The organism is Arthrobacter sp. D3-18, assembly GCF_054408525.1.
In genome coordinates this window covers 4,005,447-4,021,848 of the sequence record NZ_CP096440.1, presented here as the reverse complement: position 1 = coordinate 4,021,848, position 16,402 = coordinate 4,005,447, and the positions used below count along the sequence as shown (strand labels likewise).

The following is a 16,402-nucleotide window of genomic DNA, read 5'->3' as shown; positions in this document are numbered from 1 at the left end:
TTCGCAATGAGAGGCCGGCATGTCACAGCCAGGATCCGAACCACAACCCGAGCACCAGTTGAACGGGCAGCCCGCCTTCTCCGGACAGCCATACCCTCAGCCTTCATACCCGCAGCAGCCGTACGGTCAACAGCCCTATCCCCAGGCCACTTATCCTCAGCCGTATGGGCTGCAGGATGGCCCGCCCTTCTACTTTCCGGACCTCGAAGGCGCCAACTTCAAGTCCAAGGCCACCACCTATGCCATCATCGGCATCTTTTTCCTCGGCATCGTGTTTGGGCCCCTGGCCATACGCAATGCAGGCCGTGCAGAAGCCAACGGCGTACCGGCCACCTTTGGGAAGGTGGCCGGGTGGATCGTTTTGGTGCTGTCCTGCGTCAACATCCTGTTCTGGGTGGCCGTGCTGATCTCTGGTCTGATCTACGGGGGTTCCGGACGCTGAGAGGGCAACCGTCCCTACACAGCGCCGGTTGAGCCTCCGGTATTGCCCAGCAACGCGGCCAAGGTCTTCCAGCGTGCAATCTCGCAACCATCAGTCCTACTGAATTGGCTGTGGACCTCGCGTCCGCGGAACCACCCAGTGACCACAGCTACCTGTGGGCCGCCATACTGCTGCGTGCAGATCCGGTCCGGCCGAGGCTCGGGAAAGAAGACTTCCTCACCGAACTGCTCGACGGCGGCCAGCGCCGCAGCTGCATCAGGCAAGTTCGATTCCAGCGTGTCAGGGTCAGGCGACAGGATGCCTGCCGCGGACCGGAGGTGGAAGAGCCGGCTTTCAGCGCCAGGTGCCTCCGTCAGCGTGACCGTCAGGTCGACGTCGTACCCGCTCTTATCTGTGCCGTTCTTATCAGTGCCTGACTTGTCTGCGTGGCTATTATCTGCGGAAACCATGGTTACCTTTCGCTGGTGGCGGCGGGTGCTCAGGCAGCCAAACCGCTCAGCTCATCCAAGAGCGGTCCTACTGCCTGGAGCACGCGGGCCCGCAACTCCTGGGATTCGGCCGCGAAAGCCCGCTGGTATTCAACGTACTCGGCCTTGCCCTGCGGTGTCTCAATCCTGATGGGCGGATAGCCCCATTCTTCAAGATCGTAGGGGGATGCCTGCATGTCCATGGTGCGGATCCGCCATGACAACTCGAAGCAGTCCATCACCAGCCCGCTCGGCAGGGCGGGCGTTAGCTTGTAAGCCCACTTATAGAGGTCCATGTTGGCGTGCAGGCAACCCGGCTGCTCCATGGTGCGCTGGTTCTCGCGGGTGGGCGTGAGTTCATTCAGCGAGGTGGCATCAGGTGTGTAGAACCGGAAGGCGTCAAAGTGCGAGCAGCGGATGCGGTTCTCTTCAACAACAGCATCCGTGCCCTCGCCCCCAAGCCTCAGCTTCAGGTATTCGTGCCGCAGCTCAAACTTTTCCTGCCGGTACACCATGGCCCATTCATGCAGGCCAAAGCACCCAAACTGTGCCGGTCGCTTCGCCGTGCCTGCGAGGATGATTCCCGCGAAGCGGACAGCTTCGGCGCGGTCGGCAAGGAAGCCGGCCCGCTCAAAGGTGACCGCAGGCGTGCCTGGAGCCAGCCCCACAGAGGCGAGTTCGGCGTCGTCGAGCGCTCTGTAGAACTTCCAGGTGACGCGCTCCAAGGCGCGCTCGCCGCTGAGGACCACGCCGTCGCCGGGATGCCAACGCTGCAACTGGCCCGGCTTCTGCGTGTAGTAGGTGAAGAGGAAGTCCTCCACGGGGTGTTTCTTACCGGCTGAACGACGCGCCAGATAGGGCACTGCGTAACGCGCGACGCGTGCATGGTGGGCTGCCTCCAGCCCGAGCCATTGCTCTTGGGGGAGGTGCCGAAGCCTAGAGGCCGCCATCTGATCCGAGGACGCTCTTCGCGGCGTCCCATAGGGCGATCTGACAGCCATCCGTCCGCTTGAAGGAGGCGTTGACTTCCTTGCCGTCCAATGAACCGGTCACTTTAGCCGTTGCGGGGCCACCGTACTGCATGGTGCAGGCCTGGTCCGTTTGCATTGGTGCGGGGCTCAGGAGGGAGGGGCCGTTCTTGAGTGCTGTGCAGGCCTCGGCCGCCGTCGGGTGACTGCTTTCTGCGGCGGGCACGCCATTCGTGCAGACGAGCGTGAAGGCCTGGGGAGCGGACTCGGGAGTTTCAACGAGCGTGATGGAGAGTTCGGCATTGCCTGCGCCGGTGGCTGCTGACGCGCTGGGAGCTGCGGTTTTGCTGGGGGAGCTGCTTGGGCTGCTGCTTGAAGTGGCCGACGACGTCGGCGCTTCAGTTGGGCTGTTGGTTGAACCGGGGCTGGGGGTGCCTGAGCATGCGGCGAGGCCGGCGATGGCCAATACTGCCAGTAAGGGCCGAACAAATCGCATGCGCATTGAGTCTCCTAGGTTGCATCCATTTTACGTGGCACTTTTGGTGCTCGCTTCAAGGACACCACCGAGGCTGTGGGCTTGGCTAGCGAGTTGCACCGACGGGTTTCTGCTGCGTGGCGGCGATCAGCCCGGTCATGGCCTGATGGAGTTCAGCTACTTCTTCGCGGGTGAGTTGCAGGCGCTCGCGGATCTGGCCCGGAACGGCGGTGGCCTGCTCCCGAAGGGCGGCGCCCTTATCCGTCAGCTTGACCGCCAGTGCGCGTTCATTGCCAGGCACGCGCTCGCGGGTAATCAACTCAGCTTCCTCCAGGCGCCTGAGCAGCGGGGAGAGGGTGGCGGGCTCATGGAGCAGGCTATCGCTGATGTCCTTCAGCGTGCGGGGGCTTCGTTCCCAGAGCGCAAGCATCACCAGGTACTGGGGATGTGTAAGCCCGAGCCGCTCCAGCACTGGCTTGTAGACGCCTACAACACTGCGCGAGGCCACGGTCAGGGCGAAGCACAGCTGGCGTTCCAGAAGGAGATCGTCGGTCTCTTGAGTGGACTCATCAATGGCTGTCATGGCTGCCTCCTGTGCTTGCTGCCTGATTTATTAGCTCACACTTGCCGATTAGTTAGTGCACTAATGATTAGCGTACTATGGAGTTACTGAACCGCCTAAAAGAGGAGTCGATCCGCGTGGCCAAGGAATCCTTCACACGGAAATTCATGCGCGCGACAGGTAAGTTCCGTGTAATTTTCGGACCCGCTCACAGCAGCTCGCTCGACCATGAGATGACCGAGGCCAATCGGAAGTTGCTTGCGCAGCGCCAGGCTGAGACCCAGCAGTGGGAAACACTCCGCCGGCCCGATGGCAGCACCTATGTAGTGCCCCGCAATCCGGAGGACAAGTCGCTGCGGTAGGCGCACCTCTCCCTCCCGCCGAGTTGGCACTTAATGCCCATGTTTTTGGGAAACATTGGCGTTATATGCCATCTCGGCGTTGGCCGAAGCACCGAGTGCCATGGAGAAGTCCCGGGCAACCTTCGCCGCCAGCACGCCCGCTTGATCTAAGTGCCGTCCGAAACGCTGCTTGGGGGCGCTGACGTTGAATGCTGCAACCACACGCTGCTTGAAGTCGTACACGGGGGCTGAGACGCCCACAACGCCGAGCTCAAATTCTTCATCCACCACTGCGTAGCCCTGCCGACGGATGAGATTGATCTCGGCGCGAAGATCCTCGAACGTTTGGATCTTGGACTTGAGCTCCCCTGATGACGGGCTTTGACCCGCTTGGAGTGCCAAAGGTGAGAGGTCCTGTCGATCGGGCCGTACCCCTGACTTGGCTTCCGCTGTGTGCGTGTCGTACCAATCCTTCAGCGCGGCGTCATCCCAGTCGCTCACCAGCACCCTCCCCGCGGACGTGCTCCATGCGTCAACACTGACTCCTTCCCAGCCCAATGCCCTGTAGGTGTGGTTGGACATCTCGCTCTTGAGGGTCAGGACCGTTCCGCCGCGCAGGACACACAGGTGAGTGGTCTCATGCGTAGCTGCTGACACGCGCTTGAGGTACTGGGCCGAAGCGCTGACCATTCGCGCTTCGGTAGTCCGGGCAGCCAGTGCGTAGAGGCTGTGCCCGAGGGTGTAAAGCAGGCTCTCCGGGTCCCTGCTGACCAGGCCCGCTTCCGCCAAGGTGGCGAGTGTCCTGGATACTTGCGCTTTGTCCCGCCCGGTAATCTCGGCAACCTTGCTCACGCCCAGCCCGTTGCCAGCCACGGCCTCCTGCGAGCCAAGAATCTCCAGGAGTTCCAAATCCCGGCGGAGACCGGAGGAATTCCGCCTGGGGGAGGGTGTTCCATTCACGGCTGTCTCCTTGGTTGTTCCGATAACGCTCCGATCCTAACCGCTGATGCGTTGACATTTCAACAACACTTATTGCGCAAAAGGGAACTATGCTTCTACGGTTGTGTCATGGCTCACGGAGATGGGCCTCGATCCTTACCCCAATGAAGTGAAAAGGAGGATCACGTTGAACGACACTTTCCTGTCCGATCTTGGACAATTCCTCGCCAAGAGATCGGCAGACATCGCCGAATCTGCCGCCCAGCACCTGGCGGTCGTCTTGGTTTCGCTGCTAATTGCAACGGTCATCGGTGTGGGGGTCGGTGTCCTTGTATGGAACAGGCCCATCAGCCGCTCGATGGCAATCGCGGGCGCCGGTGTTGGCCTGACCATCCCGTCCATGGCGCTCCTGGCACTTCTTATCCCCGTGCTGGGACTCGGCTGGACTCCCACCGTTGTGGGTCTGGCCTTCTACGCACTGCTCCCCATCATCCGCAACACGGTGGTGGGGCTGCGTGAAGTACCGTCGGCCGTATCCGAATCTGCACTTGGCATGGGCATGGGCACCGTAAAGACGCTGTTTCGCGTGCAACTGCCTATGGCTTGGCCTGTGGTGCTCACCGGTGTCCGGGTTTCCGCGCAGCTTTCCATGGGTATCGCAGCAATCGCTGCCTACGTGGGCGGACCGGGTCTCGGCGAAATGATTTTCAAAGGCCTTTCGAGTCTTGGATCAAAGAACGCCCTGAACTTCGCCGTCGTCGGAACCGTCGGTGTCATTGTCCTTGCCCTGCTGCTGGATGGCGCGTTCGTGCTCATCCGCCGCGTAACTACCTCAAGGGGACTTCGTGTCTGATACAACAACCCGTTCCGCTGCCGGGGCCCGGATCGTCCTCAAGGACGTCACCAAGACCTACCCTGGTCAGGTGATTCCCGCAGTCGAATCCTTTTCCATGGACATCGCACCAGGTGAGTTGATCATGTTTGTGGGTCCGTCCGGCTGTGGAAAGACCACCACCATGAAGATGATCAACCGGATTATCGAACCGAGCTCGGGCTCCATCACCATTGACGGTGAGGACGTCCTGTCCCTCAACCCCAACGAGCTTCGGCGCCGGATCGGCTACGTCATCCAGCAGATCGGTCTCTTCCCGCATATGACCATCGCGGAGAACATCTCGGTGGTTCCTAAGCTCCTGGGCTGGGATAAGAAGCGTACGCGGGACCGCGTCGAAGAGCTGCTGTCCGTCGTCGAGCTTGACCCCAGGACGTTCGCCTCCCGCTACCCGCGCCAACTGTCCGGCGGGCAGCAGCAGCGCGTTGGTGTTGCGCGGGCCTTGGCGGCAGATCCGCCCGTGATGCTCATGGACGAGCCCTTCGGTGCCACCGACCCCATCACCCGGGAGAAGTTGCAAAGCGAATTCCTGCGGTTGCAGGAGAAGCTGAGCAAAACCATCGTGTTCGTCACCCATGACTTCGATGAAGCTGTGCGCCTCGGAGACAGAATCGCCGTGCTGTCAGAACGTTCGCAGATCGAGCAGTTCGACACCCCGGCGAACATTCTGGCCAACCCCGCCAATGATTACGTGTCCCAATTCGTCGGACATGGCGCCGCCCTCAAACGGCTTGGGCTCATCCCCGTAGGCCACGCGACGCTGGGACCCTCCGGGGGACAAACTGCCATGACCATTGGCGTGGCTGACTCCCTGCGGGACGCCTTGGACGCCTTGGTGCTCTCGGGCGGCCTTCCTGTCGCGGTCCTGGACCAGGACGGCAGAAGTGTGGGAACCATCGATATCGAACGAATTTCCGCGGTCCTTGGCGCCGAAATCCTTCCGCCAGCCCTTGCCGGGGGAGTGCGGCCATGACTGCACAGGCAACGCGGGACCTGGCAACGTCGTTCGGCACGGCTTCAAGCCGCAAGGGCAAGTACTTCTCCTTCAAGCGGTTCGGAACGCCGCTGATCATTGTCGGAGCGTTGCTGGCCCTGTTCCTCTGGATCTCCTCGCTCACCCTTGATTCGATCGAGCTGCGCACCCTCAACTGGGACTACCTTGCTGATCGCACCAGGGAACACCTCCTGCTGACGGTCACGGCATCCGCGATCGTGTCAGTGATTGCTATCCCTGCCGGCATCGCACTGAGCCGCGTGCATTCCAAGGCAGTCCACGCCGTGGTGTTCGGGATAGCCAACGTAGGGCAGGCGACTCCCGCCATTGGCCTGGTGATCCTCCTGGCCATTGTGTGGAAGACCGGCTTTGAGGTGGCGCTGGTGGGACTAGTGGCCTACTCGGTCCTTCCTGTCCTCCGGAACACCCTGGTGGGACTTCAACAGGTTGACTCCAGCCTTACGGAAGCTGCCAAGGGCATGGGTATGCGACCGCTGGAAGTGCTTGCCCGGATCGAACTCCCTTTGGCCGTCCCGGTGATCATTGCCGGGCTGAGGACTGCGCTGGTGTTCTGCGTCGGCGTCGCCGCAGTGGCCACTTTCATCAATGCCGGCGGCCTGGGCGACATGATCGTCAACGGCTTGAAGCTCCAGCGCTGGCCTGTCCTCATCACCGGAGCCGTTGTGGTCTCCTGCATCGCACTCACCATCGACTGGCTGGCAGGCCTCGCTGAAGACCTGCTCAAGCCCAAAGGCATCTGACTTTCCTACTTACCCAAGGACAAACATCATGAAGAAACGTGCAATGACCCTCCTGGCCACCGGCGTGGCCGTGGCCATCAGCCTCACCGCCTGCGGCGGTTCAGCCTCCTCCAGCTCAAGCGAAGGCGGAAGCAACGAACTCGAAGGACTCACCGGCGTGTTCGGTGCCAAGGACTTCTCGGAGCAGTTCATCCTCTCCCACATCACCAGCCAAGTCCTGAACGCCCACGGCGCAGACACCACCACCAACACCAGCGTGGTGGGTTCGGCTAATGTCCGCACGGCTTTCGAGACCGGCCAGTTCGCCGGCTATTGGGAGTACACCGGCACGTCCTGGATCACCTACAACAAACAGACCACTCCTATTAAGGACAAGGCGGAGATGTTCAAAGCAGTCAAGGACGCAGACGCAAAGAAGGGCATCGCCTGGCTGGACCCAGCACCCCTGAACAACACCTATGCCTTCGCCATTCGCGAGGACAAGGCCAAGGAGCTCGGCATCAAGAGCCTCTCGGACGTGGCCAAGCTTCCGGCAAGCGAGCAGACCTTTTGCGTGGAAAGTGAATTCTCAACCCGCGACGACGGCTGGCCGGGCTTGAGCAAGGAGTACGGGTTGAGCCCGGACGCCAAGGTTTCCATGCTGGACACCGGCGTTATCTACACCGCCACCCACAAGGGCCAGGACTGCAACTTCGGCGAAGTCTTTGAAACGGACGGTCGCATTCCCGCGCTGAAGCTCCAGGTCATGGAAGATGACAAGAAATTCTTCCCTATCTACCAGGGAGCACTCACCATCAAGGCCGACATCCTTGCCAAGTACCCGGCCATCGCGGAGATCATGGCCAAGGTCTCCCCGAAGCTCACCACCGAGGTCATGCAGCAACTGAACGCCAAAGCTGACGTTGACGGCGAAGACCCGGAAGATATTGCCAAGGAATGGCTCGAATCCGAAGGACTGATTTGAGAATGACTGAACAGCTTCAGATCGGCGAGTCCTTCATCGGGGACGGCGTCAACGCTGCGCATGTGAATACGGTCCTGGGGCACCGGGGCGGCCCTGCCGGAACCGCCTGGGCCACGGCATTGGCATCACCGAGCGCCGGCCATGTTCCGTTCGTGGCCGTCCTCCGGCCCTCGCTGCCGGTGAAGCCGATGACGCTCTTCGTGACCAAGTCCGCGCCAGCCAATGACCAGCACGGAAACCTGATCTGGGGCGCCGCGCAGGCAGGAATCGCTGCAGGCGTGGCAGATGCTGTCGCCGACGGCATCCTCACAGACGAGCAGGCTGATTCACATGCGCTGATCGCAGCCGTGTGGGTGAACCCCAACGCGGATGATGACGACGCCGTCTACCGCAATAACCGTGAGTCGGTCCGGACTGCTTTGGAGAACGGGGCCAAGAACCTCCCGTCCACGGCAGAAGTGGTCGAGGCACGCAACTCCCCGTCCAACCCCTTCTTCACTCCGCGAGGCTGACAGCAATGAAGATCACCGCAATCCGGCTGACCCGCATGGTCCTGCCGCTGGACCCGCCGTTCAATGCCGCCTGGGATCCTGAGCCCCGCACGTCATTCCCGGCAACACTGGTGGAGGTGGAAACTGACGAAGGCATCACCGGCGTAGGCTCCGGCGACACCATGGACGGCTTTGAAGCCTATGAGCATCTGTTCATCGGAACCGACCCCATGGCCATCCTCAACCAGGTTCGCCGGATCGAAACCATTAACTTCCACGGCGGCCGGTATTGGCCCCTCGAAGCGGCCTTGTGGGACATCATTGGTAAAGTTGCCGGGCTCCCGGTAGCAACGCTCTTCGGTGGAGCCCAAGATCGCTTGGTTGCCTATGCCTCCTCCGGCGAACTCAAGGCTCCAGCTGCCAGGGCAGAGTCTGCACTCGCCGCGAAGGAACGCGGCTTCAAAGCCATGAAGATCCGCATCTCCCGGGACCACCTGGATCAAGGCGTGGAGTCCGTCCGCGCTGCCAGGGAAGCCGTGGGCAAGGAATTCGACCTGATGGTTGACCTCAACCAGATGTGGCGCATGAGCGGGGACATCGAACCCGCATTGGAACTCGCCAAGGTCCACCGGCTGGCGGCCCAGCTGGCTGAACTGGACGTCCGCTGGCTTGAAGAGCCGCTTCCACAGGCCGACATCAAGGGGGCGCAGCGTGTCCGCGAGCAGACCGGGATCCAGGTCTCGGGCGGCGAAATGGTCCGCAGCATGCCGGAAATGATGGCCCTCATCGAAGCCGATGCCTACGACATCTACCAGCCCGACGTCGCCCTGGCAGTTGGCATGTACCGCGCCCGCCAAGTCGCCGAAACGGCAAACCTCAAGCACCGCTTTTTCACGCCGCATACGTGGAGCAACGGCCTGGGCTTGCTGGCTAACCTGCACGTGGCCGCGGGCGTGGACGCGGGGCCATACTTGGAATTCCCCTATGACCCGCCAGGCTGGACCCCTGAGCGCCGCGACTTCTTCATGGAGCCGCTGGACATCGACGACGATGGCGCGCTCCGCGTGCCCGACCTGCCGGGCCTGGGCGCCGACATAGATTATGACGCCGTCAAGAAGTACTCGGTCTAAGGAAACCCATCATGGCAACAACAAAGAATGACTGGATCCAGCGGGCGGCGGCCCAGCAGCCGGCCACGGGACTGTATATCGACGGCGGTTCCCGCGCTGCACGCAGCGGCGAAACGTTCCCCACTGTTTCCCCAAGGGATGGCTCCGTCACAGCACACGTATCGGCAGCAGGGGAGCAAGACGTGGACGACGCCGTCCAGGCAGCCCACCGTGCATTTGAAAGCGGCGTGTGGGCAAGGACGGACCGCAGGCACCGGCAAGCCGTCCTCACCCGTCTCTCGGACCTCATCCTGGAAAATCTCGAGGAACTTGCACTCCTGGAGTCTTCGGATGCCGGCCACCCGATCAGCGACGCGCTAGCCGTTGACGTCCCCAGCTGCGCGCGGACCTTCCGCTGGTACGCGGAGGCTTTGGACAAGGTTTACGACGACGTCGCACCCACCCCTCGCAATGCCCTGGCGGTCATTTCCAGGGAACCGCTGGGCGTGATCGGCGCCGTGGTTCCGTGGAATTACCCGCTGATCATCACGGCCTGGAAGGTGGCTCCAGCCCTCGCAGCCGGGAACTCGGTGGTCCTCAAGCCATCGGAGCAAACCAGCCTGAGTGCGTTGCGCCTGGCCGAACTCGCCACTGAGGCTGGCGTGCCGAATGGTGTGTTCAACGTCGTCCCCGGCCTCGGCCACGTTGCGGGAGCCGCCTTGGGCCGACACGCACTCGTGGACAAGATCACCTTTACGGGCTCACCCGAGGTTGGCCGGTACTTCCAGCGCTACGCCTCCGAATCGAACGGCAAGCAAGTGGCGCTGGAGCTCGGCGGCAAGTCGCCACAGGTGGTTCTTCACGACGTCGGCGACATCGCCGCGTGCGCGTCGGCCGTGGCCTGGGGGATCTTCTATAACGCCGGACAGACCTGCCATGGAGGATCACGGCTCCTCGTGGACGAACGCGTCCACGAGGAGTTGCTCGAAGAGGTCATCAAGGTGGGGCAGTCGCTGCAGCTCGGCGACCCGCTGGATCCAGCCACCCAGATCGGCGCGATCATCGATGACCGGCAGCTTGAGAGCATCCTCCGGTACTACGCCGTCGCAGAAGCCGAGGGCATTGCAGTGACCAGCGGCGGCACCCAAGTCCACCCCGCCGGCGTCGAGAATGGCTACTACCTGGAACCCACGGTCCTGGACCGGGTCAATAACGCCGGCCGTATTGGCCAGGAAGAGATCTTCGGGCCGGTACTGGCAGTGTCAACGTTCCGCGGCGCAGCCGAGGGCATCCGGATGGCCAACGACACCAAATACGGACTGGCCGCCAGCGTGTGGACGCAGGACATCACCAAGGCGCACGCCGCCGCGCGCGAACTGCGCGCCGGCACGGTCTGGGTGAACACCTTCGACGTCGCGGACATCATCACGCCCTTCGGCGGCTTCAAGGAATCCGGGTTCGGCAGGGACCGTTCCCTGCACGCCCTGGACGCTTACTCCGCACTGAAAACAACCTGGATCAACCTGGGCGACGCTGCCTTGGACGACTGAACCACCCAGCCTGAATTGAGACTCCATATGACTGCAACAACCCACGTTTCCGTCACGGAAATACAACCCCTCACGTCTGGCACCGCCCGCATCGGCTTCATCGGCCTCGGCAACATGGGCTCGGGCATGACACGCAACCTTCAGGTCGCCGGCTTCCAGCTGATCGTCAACGACGTCCGCAAGGAATCCGCCGCCGAGCTCCTCGCCAACGGCGCGGAGTGGGCGGACGATGCAGCGGCAGTCGCCGCCCGCTCCGACGTCGTCATCACCATGCTCCCCACGCCCAAGCATGTGGAGACCGTCGCTACGGGACCTGGCGGCATTCTTGCCGGGCTGCCCGACGGCGGCACCTGGGTGGACATGTCCACCTCGGTTCCGGAGGTGGCCAACCGGGTTCGCGAAGCGGGCGCGGTCCGGGGCATCCGCGTCCTGGATGCACCTGTCAGCGGCATGTCCGTCGGCGCCGCGAATGGCATGCTGCAGATCTTTATCGGCGGCGAGGTGGCCGACGTGGAACGCCTCCGTCCCGTGTTCGAAGCGATGGGCGATCCCGAGCGGATACTGCACGTCGGCGGCCACGGTGCCGGCTACGCGGTGAAGCTCATGATCAACCAGCTGTGGTTCTCGCACCTGGTGGCCACCGCAGAGGTCCTCAGTACTGGAGTCAAGGCGGGCGTGGACCTGGAGGTCCTGCGGCAGGCGCTCATTGCCAGTCCCGCTAACTCCAACTTCGTCCAGAACGATGTCTTGTCCATCCTGAACCACGGCGACTACGACGAGGGTTTCGCGATCGCCTTGGCCTGCAAGGACCTCGGCCTATCCGTGGACCTCGCCCGTTCGGTGGGTGTGCCCATGGAGTTGTCTGGCCTTGTGGAGCAGCTCTACCGCCGGGCGAAGGCGCTCTATGGCGACAAGGCCGGCGAGATGACTCCCGTGAAACTTTACGAAGACGCCATTGGCGTGCAGTTGCGGACACCGGCAGTGCCGGTAGCCGGCATCGCCGGAGAAGGAGCTTGAACGTCATGCAGACGCGTATGCAGATCCACGCCGAACTGGCCTCAACGGAACTGACTCTCGATCCGAAGCCCACCGCTTACTTTGGGCGCGGGAAGGTGACCGAGGTTGGCGGAATTGTTGCCGCTCTCGGCGGAAAGTCCGCCCTGATTGTCACAGACCCGTTCCTCGCGACCACCGACGTTGTGGCGGCTGTGCGACATTCCTTGGAAGCTGCTGGTCTCGTCGTCAGCGTGTTCGACGGAGTTACGCCAAACCCGACGACAACGTGCGTGGATGCGGGATCGGACCAGGCTGCTGCTTCGGACGTTGATGTCTTGGTCCCTGTCGGCGGGGGATCGTCCATGGACGCAGCGAAGGGCATCTCGCTGGGTGCCGTTAATCCGGCAAGGGGAGCAGGGCTGGACTACAGTAACCACTTCGAGAACCCGGCCCTGCCCATTGTTGCCGTGCCCACTACTGCCGGAACCGGCGCGGAGGTCAACGCCTTCGGTGTGGTCACGGACGTGGACGCGCACCGCAAGTTCTACGTCGGCCATGAATCGGCGCTTCCCAAGGCTGCTGTGCTGGATCCCGAGCTGACCGTTGGGTTGCCGCCCAAGGCCACTGCGGCCACCGGCATGGACGCGCTGACGCACGCCATTGAGTCCTACTCATCCATCCGGCAGAACCCGTACTCTGATGGCATCGCCCTTCAGGTGGTCTCCATGGTTGCCGAGTTCCTGCCCCGCGCAATCGCCGACGGCGGCGACATCGAGGCCCGTTCACAGCTCCTCCTCGCCTCGCACATTGCAGGCGTTGGCTTCTCCCACACCGGCCTGGGCCTGGTTCATGCCATTGCCCACCCGCTGGGCGGCCGCTTCAACATCCCGCACGGCCTGGCGCTGTGCCTGGTTATCGAGGACGTCCTTCGGCTTAACCTCCGCAATCGTCTGGATCGGACCGCCCGGCTCGCGTTTGCCCTCGGTGTGGGCGACACAGCGGCGACCGTCGAGCAGAACGCGGACGCTGCCGTCGAGGCCGTTGCCACGCTGGCGCGGGAAGTGGGCATGACAGCCCGGCTCTCCGACTTTGGCGTGACTGACGCCGATCTTGACTCCCTTGTGGAGGACACTCTGGCAGATTCGGTCATCAACAACACCCCGGTGCCGCCCACCGCCGTCGAAATCCGCACGATCCTCGAGAAAGCGCTCTAAGTGGAAAACACCCTAACAATTGATACCGCTGCGTTGACAGTCGCCGAGCGCACCTTCGTGGAGTCGCTTCCGACTCAGCTTTACATCGACGGCCAGTGGACGGACGCGTCCGACGGCCGGACGTCAGCAGTGGAGGATCCCTCCACCGGCGCTGTGCTCACCAGAATCGCTGATGCGTCTCCCGCTGACGGTGACCGCGCATTGGAAGCCGCTGCCCGGATCCAGGATGCATGGGCGGCCACTCCGCCTCGCGAGCGTGGCGAAATCCTGCGTCGGGCGTTCGAGCTTGTCACGGCCCGGGCCGAGGAGTTCGCCCTGGTCATGACACTTGAGATGGGGAAGCCGCTGGCCGAATCCCGAGGCGAGGTTGCCTATGGGGCCGAGTTTCTGCGTTGGTTCTCCGAGGAAGCAGTGCGGGTTTCGGGCCGATACTCCACGGCTCCGGACGGCAGATCGCGGCTCCTGGTCACTAAGCGTCCGGTGGGTACGTGCCTGTTCATCACGCCATGGAACTTCCCGTTGGCCATGGCGACGCGGAAGATCGCCCCGGCCATTGCTGCTGGGTGCACCATGGTCCTCAAACCGGCCAACCTAACCCCGCTGACCGCGTTGTTGTTCACCCAGGTCCTGGAGGAAGCAGGCCTTCCTGCCGGCGTCCTGAACGTCATTCCCACCACCCGTCCCGGCGACGTCACGGGGCCGCTCATCCGCGATAGCCGCCTGCGAAAACTTTCCTTCACGGGCTCCACGGGTGTGGGGCAACAGCTTATTGCTGATTCTGCGCATCAAGTCCTCCGGACCTCGATGGAGCTTGGCGGCAATGCGCCGTTCCTGGTGTTCGAAGACGCTGACTTGGACGCAGCCATCGAGGGCGCCATGGTTGCCAAGCTACGGAACATGGGGGAGGCGTGCACTGCAGCCAATCGGTTCATTGTCCATGAGTCACTGGCCACGGAGTTCAGCCAGCGGCTGGCCGAGCGCATGTCTTCGTTGGTCCTGGGACGCGGCTCCGCTGAGGGAACCAACATAGGGCCGCTTATTGATGCCAAGAGCCGCGCCAAGGTGGACGAACTTGTGGCCGACGCTGTTGCCTCCGGCGCGGCTGTCCTGACCGGTGGTTCTGTTGCCGACGGGCCTGGCCATTTCTATCCGCCCACGGTCCTGACCAACGTGCCCTCCTCCGCCCGGATCCTCCATGAAGAGGTCTTCGGTCCCGTGGCACCAGTTGTCAGCTTCAGTACCGAGGATGAGGCGATCGCCTTGGCGAATGACACCGAGTACGGCCTGGTGGCCTACGCCTATACGCGGGACCTCAACCGCGGTATCCGGCTGTCCGAGAAAGTTGATGTGGGTATGTTCGGACTCAACACAGGCATCGTGTCCAATCCCGCGGCGCCGTTTGGCGGTGTGAAGCAATCCGGTCTGGGCCGCGAAGGTGGCTCCGAAGGTATTGAGGAGTTCCTCGAAACGCGTTATATCGGTATCGCGGACCCTTCCTGATGCTTCGTTTACTTGTCACCGGCGGCACCAGCGGAATCGGTGCCGCCTTGGTCAGGGAGTCCCTGCGGGCCGGTCATTCTGTCTTCATCACCGGGCGCGATCCCGGGAAGTTGGCGGCGTTCCTCGACTCGTGTGCCGGCTTGGGGCACGTGGGCGGCATGGTGGCCGACGCCAGCGACTGGGAGCAGACCTCTGCCGCGGTATTTGCTGCCCACGGGTTCCTTGGCGGGATTGATGTTGCCGTAGCCAACGCTGGCTTCTCAGCGGCCGGTGACCTCGCCGATGGCGACCCGAACCATTGGCGAGACATGGTGCTTACCAACGTCTACGGTCCGGCGATCCTGGCCAAAGCTGCCCTACCGCAACTCATGGAGAACCGGGGCCACATGGTGCTGATAGGCAGCACGGCTGGCCGAAAGGTCTACCCAGGCAATCTCTATACCGCCACCAAATGGGCAGTGACCGGTTACGCGGAGTCACTCCGGCAACAACTGGTGGGGACCGGAGTGCGGGTGCTCCATATCGCCCCGGGCCATGTGGACACTCCGCTGTGGAAGGAAGCGCCGGATGCCGTCATTCCACCAGAGTCCGTGGCAGCGACCATGCTGTGGGCCCTGACCCAGCCACCCGGCGTCGACGTTTCAGAAGTCATGGTCCGAGCCACGGGGCAAGCGTTTTAGGGCGCACCTCTCCCTCCTGCCGAGATGGCAGTTAATGCCCATGTTTTTGGGAAACATTGGCGTTAACTGCCATCTCGGCGGGGGATTTGGGGCGTAAAATTGGCCTCACTGAACGGCACGCACCAGCCCTGCCGCTTTTCTCTCTCCGGTAAGAAAGGAGGTGGAAAACATGGGACGCAGAATGGAAGGCTTCGTCCACGTGACCGAGCGGCTGCAGTCCGTTTTTGGACCGGCAACCCACGGCGATACGGACAGCCCCGTGGTGCACAAGCATGATGATTTCGAGACCGCTTCCGAGGCGGATCTGAAGAACTTCGACGTCGAGACTGATTCTGAGGGCCATCACTACGCAGTTCGGAACAACGATCCCGGGCCAACCAGCACCGACTACAGCCTCTAAGGAGGCGTGTGAGAAGCCGAAGGGTCGGACCGCGAACTCCGGCCCTTCCTTACGTGGCGACCGGCCTAACTGCCCACTTGCCTGGCACCTTGACCTTGGTCGGTTCACCGTGCCACTGTAGAGCAACTAATCAGCATGCTTATCATGTGGGTAGTGCGGTAAATGCTGGTCAACAGAGGGGGTCGTCAATGAGTTTCCAAGACGATGCAGCAAGGATTCCGGGTGGTTCTGCGCGCCCGGACCGAGTTAGCCCGGATACGGGGAGTTCCGAGCAGCAGGAGCGAGCGATCCCACCTGCATCAGGGCACGACAGGCCAACCCGCACGGCCGCGCTGTGGGTGGCGGTGGCTGTTGGCTTGGTGGTCCTGGTGGTGCTGATCGTCTTCTTCGTCCAGAACCAGGACATGATCACTGTTCGGTTCTTCGGGCTGGAGGGGACGCTCGCGCTCGGCACCACGCTGTTCATCGCGGCTGTGGGCGGCGGGGTCCTGGTGGCCCTTGCGGGCGGGGCCCGAATCCTCCAACTCAGAATTGCCAATCATCGCCGCAAGAAGGCTGTTGGAGGGCCAGGAGGTCGCTACTAGCTTTAACTGCGGAAGGACCGGAGCGCTTGCTCCGGTCCTTCCGCAATTTAATCCCGACGGCGGCACTCCCTGA

General features: G+C 62.5%; 20 protein-coding genes. 15 read left to right on the top strand and 5 right to left on the bottom strand.

Features of this window, described 5'->3' with window-relative positions; translation table 11 throughout:
• Positions 1-19 precede the first annotated feature (19 nt).
• Positions 20-442 carry a hypothetical protein gene (locus M1D89_RS20800; protein WP_498646574.1) on the top strand — a complete coding sequence of 141 codons (423 nt, stop codon included), beginning with the start codon at positions 20-22 and terminating at the stop codon, positions 440-442.
• Positions 443-456: 14 nt separating this feature from the next.
• On the opposite strand, the gene M1D89_RS20795 is transcribed toward M1D89_RS20800, so the two are convergent.
• The 4 genes from M1D89_RS20795 to M1D89_RS20780 all read right to left on the bottom strand — a co-directional run bounded on the left by M1D89_RS20795 (position 457) and on the right by M1D89_RS20780 (position 2,935).
• Positions 457-891 (bottom strand): serine protease inhibitor, encoded by a 435-nt coding sequence (locus M1D89_RS20795; protein WP_498646572.1) that lies wholly within the window; start codon positions 889-891, stop codon positions 457-459.
• Between the two features lie 29 nt (positions 892-920).
• On the bottom strand, positions 921-1,859 hold the full coding sequence (locus tag M1D89_RS20790) for a 3-methyladenine DNA glycosylase (protein WP_498646570.1): 939 nt from the start codon (positions 1,857-1,859) through the stop codon (positions 921-923).
• Positions 1,846-2,379, bottom strand: a complete 534-nt coding sequence (locus M1D89_RS20785) for an SSI family serine proteinase inhibitor (RefSeq protein WP_498646568.1) — start codon at positions 2,377-2,379, stop codon at positions 1,846-1,848. The genes M1D89_RS20790 and M1D89_RS20785 overlap by 14 nt, the downstream gene beginning before the upstream one ends.
• Positions 2,380-2,458: 79 nt before the next feature.
• Complete coding sequence (locus M1D89_RS20780; protein WP_498646566.1) at positions 2,459-2,935, bottom strand: MarR family winged helix-turn-helix transcriptional regulator; 477 nt, start codon at positions 2,933-2,935, stop codon at positions 2,459-2,461.
• Between the two features lie 116 nt (positions 2,936-3,051).
• Between M1D89_RS20780 and M1D89_RS20775 the strand changes: the two genes are divergently transcribed.
• Complete coding sequence (locus M1D89_RS20775) at positions 3,052-3,276, top strand: hypothetical protein (RefSeq protein WP_402936967.1); 225 nt, start codon at positions 3,052-3,054, stop codon at positions 3,274-3,276.
• Positions 3,277-3,306: 30 nt separating this feature from the next.
• On the opposite strand, the gene M1D89_RS20770 is transcribed toward M1D89_RS20775, so the two are convergent.
• A complete protein-coding gene (locus M1D89_RS20770; RefSeq protein WP_498646564.1) occupies positions 3,307-4,215 on the bottom strand; it encodes an IclR family transcriptional regulator in 909 nt (302 codons plus the stop codon).
• Positions 4,216-4,381: 166 nt separating this feature from the next.
• Here M1D89_RS20770 and M1D89_RS20765 point away from each other — a divergent pair, with 166 nt between their 5' ends.
• From M1D89_RS20765 to M1D89_RS20705, 13 genes are all read left to right on the top strand, one after another.
• Positions 4,382-5,047, top strand: a complete 666-nt coding sequence (locus M1D89_RS20765; RefSeq protein ID WP_498646562.1) for an ABC transporter permease — start codon at positions 4,382-4,384, stop codon at positions 5,045-5,047.
• Positions 5,040-6,059, top strand: coding sequence for an ABC transporter ATP-binding protein (locus M1D89_RS20760; protein ID WP_498646560.1), 1,020 nt, complete (start codon positions 5,040-5,042; stop codon positions 6,057-6,059). The genes M1D89_RS20765 and M1D89_RS20760 overlap by 8 nt, the downstream gene beginning before the upstream one ends.
• The gene (locus tag M1D89_RS20755) at positions 6,056-6,841 is read left to right on the top strand and encodes an ABC transporter permease (protein WP_498646558.1); all 786 of its coding nucleotides are present in this window, start codon (positions 6,056-6,058) and stop codon (positions 6,839-6,841) included. The genes M1D89_RS20760 and M1D89_RS20755 overlap by 4 nt, the downstream gene beginning before the upstream one ends.
• 28 nt (positions 6,842-6,869) lie before the next feature.
• Positions 6,870-7,805 (top strand): glycine betaine ABC transporter substrate-binding protein, encoded by a 936-nt coding sequence (locus M1D89_RS20750; RefSeq protein WP_498646556.1) that lies wholly within the window; start codon positions 6,870-6,872, stop codon positions 7,803-7,805.
• Positions 7,806-7,807: 2 nt separating this feature from the next.
• Positions 7,808-8,317 (top strand): formaldehyde-activating enzyme, encoded by a 510-nt coding sequence (gene fae / locus M1D89_RS20745; protein WP_498646554.1) that lies wholly within the window; start codon positions 7,808-7,810, stop codon positions 8,315-8,317.
• 5 nt (positions 8,318-8,322) lie between these two features.
• Positions 8,323-9,426, top strand: coding sequence for a mandelate racemase/muconate lactonizing enzyme family protein (locus M1D89_RS20740; RefSeq protein ID WP_498646552.1), 1,104 nt, complete (start codon positions 8,323-8,325; stop codon positions 9,424-9,426).
• Between the two features lie 11 nt (positions 9,427-9,437).
• Positions 9,438-10,955, top strand: a complete 1,518-nt coding sequence (locus tag M1D89_RS20735; RefSeq protein WP_498646550.1) for an aldehyde dehydrogenase — start codon at positions 9,438-9,440, stop codon at positions 10,953-10,955.
• Between the two features lie 27 nt (positions 10,956-10,982).
• Entirely contained in the window at positions 10,983-11,972 is a 990-nt protein-coding gene (locus tag M1D89_RS20730; protein ID WP_498646548.1) for an NAD(P)-dependent oxidoreductase, read from the top strand.
• A gap of 5 nt (positions 11,973-11,977) precedes the next feature.
• A complete protein-coding gene (locus M1D89_RS20725; RefSeq protein ID WP_498646546.1) occupies positions 11,978-13,165 on the top strand; it encodes an iron-containing alcohol dehydrogenase family protein in 1,188 nt (395 codons plus the stop codon).
• Positions 13,166-13,198: 33 nt separating this feature from the next.
• Positions 13,199-14,665: an NAD-dependent succinate-semialdehyde dehydrogenase gene (locus tag M1D89_RS20720; protein ID WP_498651007.1), complete on the top strand. Its 1,467-nt coding sequence runs from the start codon at positions 13,199-13,201 to the stop codon at positions 14,663-14,665.
• On the top strand, positions 14,665-15,345 hold the full coding sequence (locus tag M1D89_RS20715) for an SDR family oxidoreductase (RefSeq protein ID WP_498646544.1): 681 nt from the start codon (positions 14,665-14,667) through the stop codon (positions 15,343-15,345). The genes M1D89_RS20720 and M1D89_RS20715 overlap by 1 nt, the downstream gene beginning before the upstream one ends.
• A gap of 169 nt (positions 15,346-15,514) precedes the next feature.
• Positions 15,515-15,745, top strand: a complete 231-nt coding sequence (locus M1D89_RS20710) for a hypothetical protein (RefSeq protein WP_044568518.1) — start codon at positions 15,515-15,517, stop codon at positions 15,743-15,745.
• 188 nt (positions 15,746-15,933) lie between these two features.
• Complete coding sequence (locus M1D89_RS20705) at positions 15,934-16,329, top strand: LapA family protein (RefSeq protein WP_498646542.1); 396 nt, start codon at positions 15,934-15,936, stop codon at positions 16,327-16,329.
• The last annotated feature ends 73 nt before the right edge of the window (positions 16,330-16,402 follow it).